The organism is Enterobacter cloacae complex sp. 309I3 (assembly GCF_050031595.1).
Taxonomy (GTDB): Bacteria; Pseudomonadota; Gammaproteobacteria; order Enterobacterales; family Enterobacteriaceae; genus Enterobacter; species Enterobacter cloacae.
This window is the reverse complement of the sequence record NZ_JBLGWI010000001.1, coordinates 427,235-440,692: the sequence shown is the minus strand read 5'-3', so window position 1 is coordinate 440,692 and position 13,458 is coordinate 427,235. Positions and strand designations below refer to the sequence as shown.

The 13,458-nt window shown below is 56.1% G+C and carries 11 protein-coding genes and 3 tRNA genes; 8 read left to right on the top strand and 6 right to left on the bottom strand.

Annotated elements, in window-relative coordinates:
• Position 1 precedes the first annotated feature (1 nt).
• The 4 genes from ACQG22_RS02095 to orn form a co-directional block, all read right to left on the bottom strand.
• Positions 2 to 77, bottom strand: a tRNA-Gly gene (locus ACQG22_RS02095).
• A gap of 45 nt (positions 78 to 122) precedes the next feature.
• Positions 123 to 198: transfer RNA gene (locus ACQG22_RS02090), tRNA-Gly, on the bottom strand.
• Positions 199 to 243: 45 nt separating this feature from the next.
• Positions 244 to 319 (bottom strand) — tRNA-Gly (locus ACQG22_RS02085).
• Between the two features lie 196 nt (positions 320 to 515).
• Positions 516 to 1,061, bottom strand: coding sequence for an oligoribonuclease (orn, locus tag ACQG22_RS02080; protein ID WP_013095280.1), 546 nt, complete (start codon positions 1,059 to 1,061; stop codon positions 516 to 518).
• A gap of 107 nt (positions 1,062 to 1,168) precedes the next feature.
• On the opposite strand from orn, the gene rsgA reads away from it, so the two are divergent.
• The 3 genes from rsgA to mscM all read left to right on the top strand — a co-directional run bounded on the left by rsgA (position 1,169) and on the right by mscM (position 6,629).
• Positions 1,169 to 2,221 carry a small ribosomal subunit biogenesis GTPase RsgA gene (gene rsgA, locus ACQG22_RS02075; RefSeq protein ID WP_013095279.1) on the top strand — a complete coding sequence of 351 codons (1,053 nt, stop codon included), beginning with the start codon at positions 1,169 to 1,171 and terminating at the stop codon, positions 2,219 to 2,221.
• Positions 2,222 to 2,317: 96 nt separating this feature from the next.
• The gene (asd, locus tag ACQG22_RS02070) at positions 2,318 to 3,286 is read left to right on the top strand and encodes an archaetidylserine decarboxylase (RefSeq protein WP_038984051.1); all 969 of its coding nucleotides are present in this window, start codon (positions 2,318 to 2,320) and stop codon (positions 3,284 to 3,286) included.
• 19 nt (positions 3,287 to 3,305) lie between these two features.
• Positions 3,306 to 6,629: a miniconductance mechanosensitive channel MscM gene (mscM, locus tag ACQG22_RS02065; protein WP_029883866.1), complete on the top strand. Its 3,324-nt coding sequence runs from the start codon at positions 3,306 to 3,308 to the stop codon at positions 6,627 to 6,629.
• A gap of 43 nt (positions 6,630 to 6,672) precedes the next feature.
• On the opposite strand, the gene epmA is transcribed toward mscM, so the two are convergent.
• Positions 6,673 to 7,650, bottom strand: a complete 978-nt coding sequence (gene epmA, locus ACQG22_RS02060; protein WP_014830371.1) for an elongation factor P--(R)-beta-lysine ligase — start codon at positions 7,648 to 7,650, stop codon at positions 6,673 to 6,675.
• A gap of 309 nt (positions 7,651 to 7,959) precedes the next feature.
• On the opposite strand from epmA, the gene frdA reads away from it, so the two are divergent.
• Genes frdA through frdD form a run of 4 tightly spaced genes read left to right on the top strand, consistent with a single transcriptional unit; the run spans position 7,960 to position 11,253 of the window.
• A complete protein-coding gene (frdA, locus tag ACQG22_RS02055) occupies positions 7,960 to 9,750 on the top strand; it encodes a fumarate reductase (quinol) flavoprotein subunit (RefSeq protein WP_013095275.1) in 1,791 nt (596 codons plus the stop codon).
• Complete coding sequence (frdB, locus tag ACQG22_RS02050) at positions 9,743 to 10,477, top strand: fumarate reductase iron-sulfur protein (RefSeq protein ID WP_013095274.1); 735 nt, start codon at positions 9,743 to 9,745, stop codon at positions 10,475 to 10,477. Before frdA ends, frdB begins: the two co-directional genes overlap by 8 nt.
• Before the next feature lie 10 nt (positions 10,478 to 10,487).
• Positions 10,488 to 10,883, top strand: a complete 396-nt coding sequence (gene frdC, locus ACQG22_RS02045; RefSeq protein WP_013095273.1) for a fumarate reductase subunit FrdC — start codon at positions 10,488 to 10,490, stop codon at positions 10,881 to 10,883.
• A 10-nt stretch (positions 10,884 to 10,893) separates the two neighbouring features.
• A complete protein-coding gene (gene frdD / locus ACQG22_RS02040; RefSeq protein ID WP_013095272.1) occupies positions 10,894 to 11,253 on the top strand; it encodes a fumarate reductase subunit FrdD in 360 nt (119 codons plus the stop codon).
• Positions 11,254 to 11,282: 29 nt separating this feature from the next.
• Here the strand turns inward: frdD and ampR are convergent, their stop codons facing one another.
• On the bottom strand, positions 11,283 to 12,158 hold the full coding sequence (ampR, locus tag ACQG22_RS02035) for a LysR family transcriptional regulator AmpR (RefSeq protein ID WP_163281814.1): 876 nt from the start codon (positions 12,156 to 12,158) through the stop codon (positions 11,283 to 11,285).
• Between the two features lie 132 nt (positions 12,159 to 12,290).
• Here ampR and blaCMH point away from each other — a divergent pair, with 132 nt between their 5' ends.
• Complete coding sequence (gene blaCMH, locus ACQG22_RS02030; protein WP_369706795.1) at positions 12,291 to 13,436, top strand: CMH family class C beta-lactamase; 1,146 nt, start codon at positions 12,291 to 12,293, stop codon at positions 13,434 to 13,436.
• Positions 13,437 to 13,458: the final 22 nt, after the last annotated feature.

Below are 13,458 nucleotides of genomic sequence, written 5' to 3'. Positions count from 1 at the left end.
TTGGAGCGGGAAACGAGACTCGAACTCGCGACCCCGACCTTGGCAAGGTCGTGCTCTACCAACTGAGCTATTCCCGCTTGGGTGTTCTGAAGCTGTGCGTATCTTGCGATACTTTCAAATTTTGGAGCGGGAAACGAGACTCGAACTCGCGACCCCGACCTTGGCAAGGTCGTGCTCTACCAACTGAGCTATTCCCGCTTGGGTGTTCTGGTGCTGGCGTATCTTGCGATACTTTTCAAATTTTGGAGCGGGAAACGAGACTCGAACTCGCGACCCCGACCTTGGCAAGGTCGTGCTCTACCAACTGAGCTATTCCCGCAAATTTGTACTGCTTTTGTTGCTGTCGTAACGCGTATTTCTCTGTCGTTACGGGAGGCGCATTATACGAGAAATCCTTTTAGCTGCAACCCCCCTCAACGCGATTTTTTCGAAAATCAGTTCAAGTGCTTATTTAATCGGCAAGCTGAACAATTTAACGACAAAAACCCGGCCACGCAAGGCGCCAGGTCTCAAAATCACAGCTTAATAAAGTTTTCGCGATAGTACGCCAGCTCCGCGACGGACTCACGGATATCGTCCATCGCCTGATGCGTACCCTGCTTTTTAAAGCCATCGAGGATTTCGGGTTTCCAGCGGCGCGCCAGCTCTTTAAGGGTGCTCACGTCCAGATAACGGTAGTGGAAGTAAGATTCCAGCTCCGGCATGTACTTAAACAGGAAACGACGATCCTGGCCAATGCTATTACCACAGATAGGGGATTTGCCCGCCGGGACCCACTGTTTCAGAAACTCAAGCGTCGCCAGCTCCGCCTCGCGGTCGCCCATCGTGCTCGCCTTCACCCGTTCAACCAGCCCGCTGCCGGTGTGGGTACGCACGTTCCACTCATCCATCAACGCCAGCTGATCGTCGGACTGGTGCACCGCAATGGTTGGCCCTTCCGCCAGAATATTCAGGTTTGCATCGGTGACCAGCGTGGCAATCTCAATAATGCGATCGCGCTCGGGATCCAGCCCGGTCATTTCAAGATCGATCCAAATCAGGTTGTTTTCATCCGCGCTCATGTTATTTTCCACCCTTCTCGCATAACCGGCTGTAGCAGGTTAACTAGTATTAATTAGAGTGTATCATAGAGGTTTTGCCCCTTACGGGCGACCAGGAGCCAGCGCGATTGAGTAAAAATAAACTCTCCAAAGGGCAGCAGCGCCGCGTGAATGCCAATCACCAGCGCCGCCTTAAAACCACTTCGGAGAAGGTCGATTACGACGACAACCTGTTTGGTGAACCGACGGAAGGCGTCGTCATCAGCCGTTTCGGTATGCATGCCGACGTGGAATCCGCCGACGGTGAGATCCACCGTTGCAACATTCGACGGACTATTCGTTCGCTGGTTACCGGCGATCGCGTTGTCTGGCGTCCAGGTAAAGAGGCGGCGGAAGGCGTAACGGTCAAAGGTATCGTTGAAGCGGTTCACGAGCGCACGTCGGTACTTACCCGTCCCGATTTCTACGACGGGGTAAAACCCATTGCCGCCAATATCAACCAGATCGTCATCGTCTCGGCGATTTTGCCCGAGCTGTCGCTCAATATTATCGACCGCTACCTTGTTGCCTGCGAAACGTTACAGGTTGAGCCAATCATTGTTCTGAACAAGATCGATCTGCTGGATGATGAAGGTATGGACTTCGTGAATGAGCAGATGGATATCTACCGCAAGATCGGATATCGCGTGCTGATGGTCTCCAGCTACACCAAAGATGGCCTGAAACCCTTAGAAGAAGCGCTGACCGGGCGCATCAGTATCTTTGCGGGTCAGTCCGGCGTGGGGAAATCCAGCCTGCTGAATAATCTTCTCGGTCTCCAGCAAGAAATTCTGACTAACGATGTCTCTGATGTCTCGGGCCTGGGCCAGCACACCACTACCGCTTCTCGTCTCTACCACTTCCCGCATGGCGGCGATGTGATTGACTCTCCGGGCGTGCGCGAATTCGGTTTGTGGCACCTTGAACCGGAACAAATCTTCAACGGATTTGTCGAATTCCATGATTATTTAGGGGCTTGCAAATACCGGGATTGCAAACACGATAACGACCCGGGCTGTGCCATCCGCGAAGCGGTCGAGAAAGGTGAGATTGCGGAGACCCGCTTTGATAACTACCACCGCATTCTTGAGAGCATGGATCAGGTAAAAACGCGTAAAAACTTTTCTGATTCTGATAACTGACAACTAAGCTAAGCATCGCTAAAATCGTCCCCTTTTTTCAGGTTCCGGCTGATTACAGCCGGATCAGGAACGACAAAAAATGGCCTGGAGGCTACCTTGTTAAACGCATTTAAACTTTCGCTTCAATACATTCTGCCAAAACTGTGGCTCACTCGCCTGGCGGGCTGGGGCGCGAGCAAACGAGCGGGCTGGCTGACCAAACTGGTCATCGACCTTTTCGTAAAATATTACAAGGTCGACATGAAAGAGGCGCAGAAGCCAGATACCGCCAGCTATCGCACCTTCAACGAATTCTTCGTGCGCCCACTGCGTGACGAAGTCCGCCCGGTTGATACCGATCCTAACGTGCTGGTCATGCCTGCAGATGGCGTGATTAGCCAGTTGGGTAACATCGAAGACGACAAAATCCTGCAGGCAAAAGGCCACAACTACAGCCTGGAAGCGCTGCTGGCGGGCAACTACCTGATGGCGGATCTGTTCCGCAACGGTACCTTCGCCACCACCTATCTCTCTCCGCGTGACTATCACCGCGTGCACATGCCGTGCAACGGGATCCTGCGTGAAATGATCTACGTGCCGGGCGATCTGTTCTCCGTGAACCACCTGACCGCGCAAAACGTTCCCAACCTGTTCGCGCGTAACGAACGCGTCATCTGCCTGTTTGATACTGAATTTGGCCCAATGGCGCAGATTCTGGTGGGTGCAACGATTGTCGGCAGCATCGAAACGGTCTGGGCTGGAACCATCACCCCGCCACGTGAAGGCGTGATCAAACGCTGGACCTGGCCTGCCGGTGAAGAAGAAGGCGCGGTCGCTCTGCTGAAAGGCCAGGAGATGGGTCGCTTCAAGCTGGGTTCCACGGTTATCAACCTCTTTGCCCCTGGCAAAGTGAAACTGGTTGAACAGCTCCAGAGCCTGTCGGTCACCAAACTCGGCCAGCCGCTGGCGGTCTCGACTGAACCTTTCGTGACGCCGGACGCAGAGCCTGCACCGCTCCCGGAAGAAGAGATCAAGGCCGAACTTGACGCCAGCCCGCTGGTTGACGACAAAAAAGACGAAGGCTAACAACAGAAGGAACGCTGACGTGCGCCCGATTATCGTACTACTGATGGCCTGGTGCCTCAGCATGGGGGCGTACGCAGCGACAGCCCCCGACGCAAAACAGATAACCCAGGAACTGGAGCAGGCGAAAGCGGCAAAACCCGCTCAGCCAGAGACCGTGGAGTCGCTCCAGTCTGCACTGAATGCGCTTGAGGAGCGGAAAGGCTCCCTCGAGCGCGCTCAGCAATATCAGCAGGTTATCGACAACTTCCCCAAACTCTCGCAAACGCTACGCAATCAGTTGAGCAATCTGCGCGATGAACCGCGCGATGTGCCTGCTGGCATGACCTCTGACGCGTTGAATCAGGAGATCCTGCAGGTTAGCAGTCAGCTTCTGGAAAAGAGCCGTCTGGCACAGCAGGAGCAGGAACGCGCACGTGAAATCGCCGACTCGCTGAGCCAGCTTCCGCAACAGCAAACCGATGCCCGCCGTCAGCTCAACGAGGTTGAGCGCCGTATCGGTACCCAAACGGGTAACACACCGCAGAACCAGGCGCAAAATCTGTCGCTTCAGGCTGAATCAGCCAGACTTAAAGCACTGGTCGATGAACTGGAGCTGGCGCAGCTCTCGGCAAACAACCGCCAGGAGCTGTCGCGGATGCGCTCCGAACTGGCGCAAAAGCAGAGCGAACAGCTCGATGCTTACCTGCAGGCTTTACGTAATCAACTTAACAGCCAGCGCCAGCGTGAAGCTGAGCGCGCGCTGGAAAGCACCGAGCTGCTGGCAGAAAACAGCGATAACCTGCCAGCGGGCATCGTTGACCAGTTTAAGGTTAACCGTGAACTCTCTGCTGCACTGAATCAGCAGGCGCAGCGTATGGATCTGGTGGCGTCCCAGCAACGTCAGGCCACCAATCAAACCCTTCAGGTTCGCCAGGCGCTCAACACCCTGCGCGAGCAGTCTCAGTGGCTGGGCTCGTCCAACCTGCTGGGAGAGGCATTACGCGCCCAGGTTTCACGCCTGCCGGAGATGCCAAAACCGCAGCAGCTGGATACCGAGATGGCGCAGCTGCGTGTTCAACGCCTGCACTATGAAGACCTTCTCAATAAACAGCCGCAAATCCGCCAGATCCGTCAGGCCGATGGGCAGCCTCTCACCAGCGAGCAAAACCGTATTCTGGAAGCCCAGTTGCGGACCCAGCGCGAGCTGCTGAACTCCCTGTTACAGGGCGGGGATACGCTGATTCTGGAGCTGACCAAGCTGAAGGTCTCCAACAGTCAGCTGGAAGATGCGCTGAAAGAGGTGAACGAGGCAACGCACCGTTATCTCTTCTGGACCTCTGACGTGCGCCCAATGACCTTCTCATGGCCAATCGAGATCGTTCAGGATCTGCGCCGTTTGATCTCGCTGGATACCTTTAGCCAGCTTGGAAAAGCCAGCGTGATGATGCTCACCAGCAAAGAGACCATTTTCCCTCTTCTGGGCGCGTTGATTCTGGTGGGCTTTAGCATTTACTCACGCAGACACTTCACCCGCTTCCTGGAACGCTCCAGCGCCCGGGTGGGTAAGGTTACGCAGGATCACTTCTGGCTGACGCTGCGTACCGTGTTCTGGTCAATACTTGTCGCCTCGCCGCTGCCGGTCCTGTGGATGACGCTCGGTTATGGACTGCGGGAGGCCTGGCCCTACCCGCTCGCGGTCGCCATTGGCGATGGCGTGACCGCTACCGTCCCCCTGCTGTGGGTAGTGATGATTTGCGCCACGTTTGCGCGACCGAATGGTCTGTTCATTGCTCACTTTGGCTGGCCGCGTAACCGCGTGGCGCGCGCCATGCGTTACTACCTGATGAGCATCGGGCTGATTGTGCCGCTGATTATGGCACTGATCATGTTTGATAATCTCAATGACCGGGAGTTTTCGGGATCGCTGGGCCGTCTCTGCTTTATGTTGATATGCGGTGCGCTGGCCATCGTCACGCTCAGCCTGAAACGGGCTGGTATACCGCTCTATCTGGATAAAACCGGCAGCGGCGACAACATGTTTAACCGCATGCTCTGGAACCTGCTGCTGTGCGCCCCCCTGGTTGCCATGCTGGCAGCAGCGGTGGGTTACCTGGCGACCTCGCAGGCACTGCTGGCGCGACTGGAAACCTCCGTTGCCATCTGGTTCCTGCTGCTGGTGATCTATCACGTCATCCGCCGGGGGATGTTGATCCAGCGACGCCGTCTGGCGTTTGACCGCGCCAAGCACCGTCGGGCAGAGATCCTCGCCCAGCGTGCGCGAGGCGAGGATGAGCCAAACCACGTCAACAGCACCGAAGGCACGATAGATGCGGACGAGGTTGAGCTGGATCTCGACGCTATCAGCACCCAGTCTCTGCGTCTGGTACGCTCCATCCTGATGCTGATTGCGCTGCTGTCGGTGATCTTCCTGTGGTCAGAAATCCACTCCGCGTTTGGTTTCCTGGAGAACATCTCGCTGTGGGATGTGACGTCCACGGTGCAGGGTGTGGAGAGCCTGGAGCCCATAACCTTAGGTGCGGTGCTGATTGCCATTCTGGTGTTGATCATCACCACGCAGCTGGTGCGTAATTTCCCGGCACTGCTGGAGCTGGCGCTGTTGCAGCACCTGGATTTAACTCCTGGTACGGGCTATGCCATTACCACCATCACCAAATACCTGATTCTGCTCTTTGGCGGGATGGTGGGGTTCTCTATGATTGGTATTGAGTGGTCTAAATTGCAGTGGCTGGTTGCCGCGCTGACGTTTGGTCTGGGCTTTGGCATGCAGGAGATTTTCGCTAACTTTGTGTCCGGCCTGATTATCCTGTTTGAAAAACCGATTCGTATTGGCGATACGGTGACGATCCGCGATCTGACAGGCAGCATCACCAAAATCAACACCCGCGCCACCACGATCAGCGACTGGGATCGCAAAGAGATCATCGTGCCCAACAAGGCGTTTATCACCGAGCAGTTTATCAACTGGTCGCTGTCAGACTCCGTCACGCGTGTGGTACTGACGGTACCGGCGCCCTCGGATGCCAATAGTGAAGAGGTCACACAGATCCTCTACACCGCCGCCGAACGCTGCACGCTGGTCCTTGATAACCCGGCGCCGGAAGTGTTCCTGGTCGATCTCCAGCAGGGTATCCAGATTTTCGAATTGCGTATTTACGCCGCCGAAATGGGGCACCGTATGCCGCTACGCCATGAGATCCACCAGCTGATTCTGGCTGGCTTCCGTGAGCACGGTATTGATATGCCGTTCCCACCGTTCCAGATGCGTCTGGAAAGCCTGGACGGACTTAAGACAGGAAAAACATTAACCTCTGCGGCGCGTAAACGCCCGGCGGGGAGTTTGTAAGCCAGCCAGTACCCCCTCTCCCATGGGAGAGGGGGTACTGCCGTCAGGCTCGATCGACGGTAAAAGCAATCACATCACCCAGCTGTTCCGCGCCCAGCGCCAGCATCACCAGACGATCCACACCCAACGCCACGCCAGAACAATCCGGCAGACCCGCTTTCAGGGCCTCCAGCAGGTTAGTATCAATAGGCTGCTGCGGCAGACCGCGCGCGGCGCGCTTGCGGTTATCCTGCTCAAAACGCTGCTGCTGTTCGCGGGCGTCGGTCAGTTCGTGGAAGCCATTCGCCAGCTCAATGCCCTTGTAATAGACCTCAAAACGCTCCGCCACGCGGTGATCTTCAGTGCTGATCTGCGCCAGAGAAGCCTGGCTTGCCGGGAAGTGGTAGACGAAAGTCGGACGATCTTTGCCAATCTGCGGTTCAACCCCAAAGGTGAAGAGCAGTTGCAGCAGCGTGTCACGATCTTCTTCAGTATCCGCCACGTTGCTCAGATCCAGTTTTGCCGCAACTTCGCGCAGCTGGGTTTTGTCCGCTGACAGTGGATCAATTTCCAGATAACGCTGGAAAGCCTGCTGATAAGAGAGCGTTTCCGCTTCTGAGCAGTCGAGAACCTGCTGCAGCAGATCGTCTACCTCGTTCATCAGGCGGTACATATCGTAATGCGGACGGTACCACTCCAGCATGGTGAATTCCGGATTATGGTGACGCCCCATCTCTTCATTACGGAAGCTGCGGCACAACTGATACACCGGGCCACACCCTGCCGCCAGCAGGCGTTTCATGTGGTATTCCGGGCTGGTCATCAGCCAGAGGTTCATGCCCTGTGAATGGCCGGGGCCAACAAAACGGGTTTCAAACGGCACCAGATGAATATCCGTTACCGTAGCCTGACTCATGCACGGCGTTTCCACCTCAAGGACTCCGCGGTCGGCAAAGAAGCGGCGGATCTCCGCCATAATTGCAGCGCGTTTCAGCAGATTGGGGATGGATGCGCTCGGCTGCCAGGTGGCCGTTTCGCTCATGGGTAATTCTCCGATTTCAGACAAGGGCACGAAGTCTACTCGTTAGCACGGACAGAGACAAATTTTGCGCAATAAAAATCGCATTTCATTTAGGGCAACTATCACGTGACGGAATTCATCATTCACGATGATAAATCACCGCACAGAACAGCAAAAAAATCGAACACGTCAAATTTCCCTGCCGTTCGCGCGGTTATACTTCTTTACCCATAAAGGAGCAGTGGAAACGCTTTCGCAATCGTCCTTGCGGACAGGTGGGCTACCTTTAGTTTATCGCGTTGCGAAATAACAAAAATCTGGAGGAATGTCGTGCAAACTTTTCAAGCCGATCTTGCCGTAATAGGCGCTGGCGGAGCGGGATTACGTGCTGCGATTGCTGCAGCACAGGCTAATCCCAACGCTAAAATCGCACTGATTTCAAAAGTCTATCCGATGCGCAGCCACACGGTTGCCGCAGAAGGAGGATCCGCCGCCGTTGCGCAGGATCATGACAGCTTCGAATACCATTTCCACGACACGGTTGCAGGGGGCGACTGGCTTTGCGAACAGGATGTCGTTGACTACTTTGTACACCACTGTCCAACGGAGATGACCCAGCTTGAACAGTGGGGCTGCCCGTGGAGCCGCCGTCCGGACGGCAGCGTCAACGTTCGTCGCTTCGGCGGAATGAAAATTGAACGCACCTGGTTTGCCGCCGATAAGACCGGCTTCCACATGCTGCACACCCTGTTCCAGACCTCCCTTCAGTTCCCACAAATCCAGCGTTTTGACGAACATTTTGTCCTCGATATTCTGGTCGATGACGGTCACGCGCGTGGTCTGGTGGCGATGAACATGATGGAAGGCACGCTCGTGCAGATCCGCGCTAACGCGGTAGTGATGGCAACGGGCGGCGCGGGCCGGGTTTATCGCTACAACACCAACGGCGGCATCGTCACCGGTGACGGTATGGGCATGGCGCTCAGCCACGGCGTACCGCTGCGCGATATGGAATTTGTCCAGTATCACCCTACCGGCCTGCCGGGTTCCGGCATTCTGATGACGGAAGGTTGCCGCGGCGAAGGCGGTATTCTGGTCAACAAGAATGGGTACCGTTATCTGCAGGATTACGGCATGGGCCCGGAAACGCCGCTCGGTGAGCCGAAAAACAAATACATGGAGCTCGGCCCGCGCGACAAAGTGTCTCAGGCCTTCTGGCATGAGTGGCGCAAAGGCAACACGATCTCCACGCCGCGTGGCGATGTGGTCTACCTCGATCTGCGTCACCTCGGCGAGAAGAAACTGCTGGAACGTCTGCCGTTCATTTGCGAGCTGGCAAAAGCCTACGTGGGTGTCGACCCGGTGAAAGAGCCGATTCCGGTACGCCCAACAGCGCACTACACCATGGGTGGGATCGAAACCGACCAGCAGTGTGAAACGCGCATCAAAGGGTTGTTCGCCGTCGGCGAATGCTCCTCTGTCGGCCTGCACGGTGCCAACCGTCTCGGGTCAAACTCGCTGGCGGAGCTGGTTGTCTTTGGCCGCATGGCGGGCGAACGCGCGATGGAGCGTGCCGCAACGGCGGGCGAAGCCAACGGCGCAGCACTGGACGCGCAGGTCGCTGATGTCGAGAAACGGCTGAAGGATCTGGTCAACCAGGAAGGCAACGAAAACTGGTCGAAAATCCGCGACGAAATGGGCATGTCGATGGAAGAGGGCTGCGGTATCTACCGTACACCAGAGCTGATGCAGAAAACTGTCGATAAGCTGGCGGAACTGCAGGAGCGTTTCAAACGCGTGCGCATCACCGACACCTCCAGCGTGTTCAACACCGACCTGCTTTATACCATCGAGCTCGGTCACGGCCTGAACGTCGCGGAATGTATGGCGCACTCTGCGCTGGCACGCAAAGAGTCACGCGGGGCACATCAGCGTCTTGATGAGGGCTGCACCGAGCGTGACGACGTCAATTTCCTGAAACACACCCTCGCCTGGCGCGACGCGGATGGCACCACTCGTCTGGACTACAGCGACGTGAAGATCACAACGCTGCCACCGGCTAAACGCGTTTACGGCGCAGAAGCAGAAGCCGCCGAGAAGAAGGAGAAGGCGAATGGCTGAGATGCAAACACTGAAAGTTGAAGTGGTGCGCTACAACCCGGAAGTGGACACCGCGCCACACAGCGCTTTCTATGAAGTGCCCTATGACGAGCAAACCTCTCTGCTGGATGCGCTCGGCTATATCAAGGATAACCTGGCACCGGACCTGAGCTACCGCTGGTCCTGCCGCATGGCCATCTGCGGCTCCTGCGGCATGATGGTGAACAAAGTACCGAAACTGGCCTGTAAAACCTTCCTGCGTGATTACACCAAAGGCATCAAGGTTGAAGCGCTGGGCAACTTCCCGATTGAGCGCGATCTGGTGGTCGATATGACCCACTTTATCGAAAGCCTGGAAGCCATTAAGCCGTACATCATTGGCAACCCGCGCACGCCGGATCAGGGACCGAATACCCAGACACCCGCCCAGATGGCGAAATACCATCAGTTCTCCGGGTGCATCAACTGCGGTCTTTGCTACGCCGCGTGTCCACAGTTTGGCCTGAACCCTGAGTTCATCGGCCCGGCGGCGATCACACTGGCGCACCGCTACAACGAGGATAGCCGCGACCACGGTAAAAAAGAACGTATGCCGCAGCTTAACAGCCAGAACGGCGTCTGGAGTTGTACTTTTGTGGGCTACTGCTCCGAAGTCTGTCCGAAGCACGTCGACCCGGCCGCCGCTATTCAGCAGGGTAAAGTGGAAAGCTCGAAAGACTTTCTTATTGCCACCCTGAAACCACGCTAAGGAGTGCATGATGACGACTAAACGCAAAGCCTACGTGCGGCCGATGCCGTCCACCTGGTGGAAGAAACTGCCGTTTTATCGCTTCTATATGCTGCGTGAAGGCACTGCGGTGCCTGCGGTCTGGTTCAGCCTTGAACTGATGTATGGCGTCTTTGCCCTCAAACATGGTCCTGAAACCTGGGCCAGTTTTGTCGGGTTCCTGCAAAACCCGATCATCGTGATCCTGAACCTGATTGTGCTCGCAGCCGCCCTGCTTCATACCAAAACCTGGTTTGAACTGGCGCCAAAAGCGGCGAATATTATCGTAAAAGGCGAGAAAATGGGGCCAGAGCCGGTCATTAAAGGGCTTTGGGCAGTGACGGCAGTGGTCTCTGTGGTCATTCTGTTTGTCGCACTGTTCTGGTAAGGAGACTATTGTGATCAATCCAAATCCAAAACGTTCAGACGAGCCGGTCTTCTGGGGCCTCTTTGGCGCAGGCGGCATGTGGAGTGCCATCATTGCGCCTGTCATTATCCTGCTGGTCGGCATTATGCTGCCGCTGGGTCTGTTCCCCGGTGATGCGCTGAGCTATGAGCGCGTCCTGGCATTTGCAGGTAGCTTTATTGGTCGTGTATTCATCTTCCTGATGATTGTTCTGCCGCTGTGGTGTGGCCTGCACCGTATCCATCATGCGATGCATGATCTGAAGATCCACGTACCAAGCGGTAAATGGGTGTTCTACGGTCTGGCAACCATCCTGACCGTGGTCACACTGATTGCCGTAGTCACTATCTGACACACCAGGCCCGCCCTCCGGCGGGCCTGTTATTTCTGCATCTTCCCCACCAGCCACTGAGCAAATTCACGCATTGCCGGGGTTTGGGCGCGTGACTGCAGCCGCGTTAGCCAGTAACTGCCAAGATCAATCTGCGTCGTAAACGGCTGCACAATGCGCTCGCTGTTCAGCAGATGGGTAAACATATCGACAGGAGCGATAGCAATGCCTGTGCCTGCCTGTGCGGCCTCCAGCATAGTGACCGACGAATCAAACACCATCACCCGATGCGTGGGTGAAGGCGGGTTTTCTCCGGCGGCCTGCATCCAGGCTGTCCACTCGTCGCGCCGGTAAGAGCGCAGCAGGGTAAACTTCAGGATATCGGCAGGGGTGTGCAGCGCGGCTGCAATGTCAGGCGTGCAAAGTGGTGCCAGCAGCGCTGAACAGAGGAACGTCGCCTCCGTGCCGTGCCACGCTCCCCCACCGTAGCGAATGGTGTAATCAAGCCCTTCCGCTGCCGGATCGACGCGATTGTTGTGCGTCGAAAGCTGAAGATCGATATGCGGATAACTGCGACGGAAATCATCCAGCTGTGAGAATAACACCCCAGTGGCAAAGGTCCCCACCACGCCAATTTTCAGCTTCTCCTGCGCCCGATGGTTAGCAAAGCGATCCAGCATGCCTGCGATACGATCGAAGGAGTCATTCAGCACCGGCAGCAGATTCTCGCCTTCGGTGGTTAACATCAACCCGCGCGAAACGCGGACAAACAGCTGGCAGTTAAGGTGTTGCTCCAGCGCCTTCACGTGCTGGCTAATCGCGGAATGGGTCACATTCAGCTCAATCGCGGCATGAGTAAAACTGAGATGCCTGGCGGCGGCTTCGAACGCCCGAAGCGAATTAAGAGGGAGATAGCTGCGTGTCATGGTTCCTTCCGTTAGAAAAATTAACAGCTAATGCTAAATTTAACCGTTTGTCAGCCTCAGTCAAATCACCCAGACTACGAACGTCTGACGGGCCCGGACATCCCCTTGATTCGCTATTACGGAAGATAACTGATGATGAAAAAATCCCTAAGCTGCGCCCTGCTGCTCAGCGTTGCTTGCTCTGCTTTTGCCGCGCCGATGTCAGAAAAACAGCTGGCTGACGTCGTGGAACGTACCGTTACGCCCCTGATGAAGGCGCAGGCCATACCCGGTATGGCCGTAGCCGTCATTTATCAGGGCCAGCCACACTATTTTACTTTCGGTAAAGCAGACGTCGCGGCGAATAAGCCCGTCACGCCGCAAACCTTATTTGAGCTGGGCTCCGTCAGCAAAACCTTCACCGGCGTGCTGGGTGGCGATGCCATTGCCCGCAAAGAGATTTCGCTGGCCGACCCGGTCACGAAATATTGGCCTGAATTGACGGGCAAGCAGTGGCAAGGCATTCGCCTGCTCGACCTGGCAACCTATACCGCAGGCGGATTGCCGTTGCAGGTACCGGATGATGTCACCGATAACGCCTCTCTGCTGCGTTTCTACCAGTCCTGGCAGCCAAAGTGGGCCCCGGGTACCACGCGTCTGTACGCCAACACCAGCATCGGTTTATTTGGCTCACTGGCCGTTAAACCGTCCGGCATGCGCTTCGAGCAGGCCATGGCGGAGCGGGTCTTTAAGCCCCTGAAACTCAACCATACGTGGATAAACGTTCCACACGCTGAAGAGTCGCACTACGCATGGGGTTATCGTGAGGGAAAAGCGGTCCACGTTTCGCCTGGTATGCTGGATGCAGAAGCCTATGGCGTGAAATCTAACGTCAAAGATATGGCGAGCTGGGTGATGGCCAATATGGCACCTGAGACACTCCCGCAGTCCACTCTGCAGCAGGGTATTGCGCTGGCGCAGTCTCGCTACTGGCGCGTGGGTGCCATGTATCAAGGGTTAGGCTGGGAGATGCTCAACTGGCCGGTCGACGCCAAAACCGTGGTGGATGGCAGCGACAATAAGGTCGCACTGGCGCCGTTGCCGGTCGCAGAAGTGAATCCTCCGGCTCCGCCAGTAAAAGCCTCCTGGGTGCATAAAACGGGCTCTACGGGTGGGTTTGGCAGCTACGTGGCGTTTATTCCTGAAAAGCAGATCGGTATTGTGATGCTCGCAAATAAAAGCTATCCGAACCCGGTACGGGTGGAAACGGCTTACCGTATTCTCGAGACGCTACAGTAAACCTTTGCCGGGTGGTGGCTTC

What these genes read in the sequence shown, in the direction of transcription:
- orn (WP_013095280.1), bottom strand. Translation starts at nt 1,061, where the DNA reads ATGAGCGCGGATGAAAACAACCTGATTTGGATCGATCTTGAAATGACC.
- epmA (WP_014830371.1), bottom strand. Translation starts at nt 7,650, where the DNA reads ATGAGCGAAACGGCCACCTGGCAGCCGAGCGCATCCATCCCCAATCTG.
- frdB (WP_013095274.1), top strand. Translation starts at nt 9,743, where the DNA reads ATGGCTGAGATGCAAACACTGAAAGTTGAAGTGGTGCGCTACAACCCG.
- frdC (WP_013095273.1), top strand. Translation starts at nt 10,488, where the DNA reads ATGACGACTAAACGCAAAGCCTACGTGCGGCCGATGCCGTCCACCTGG.
- ampR (WP_163281814.1), bottom strand. Translation starts at nt 12,158, where the DNA reads ATGACACGCAGCTATCTCCCTCTTAATTCGCTTCGGGCGTTCGAAGCC.
- blaCMH (WP_369706795.1), top strand. Translation starts at nt 12,291, where the DNA reads ATGATGAAAAAATCCCTAAGCTGCGCCCTGCTGCTCAGCGTTGCTTGC.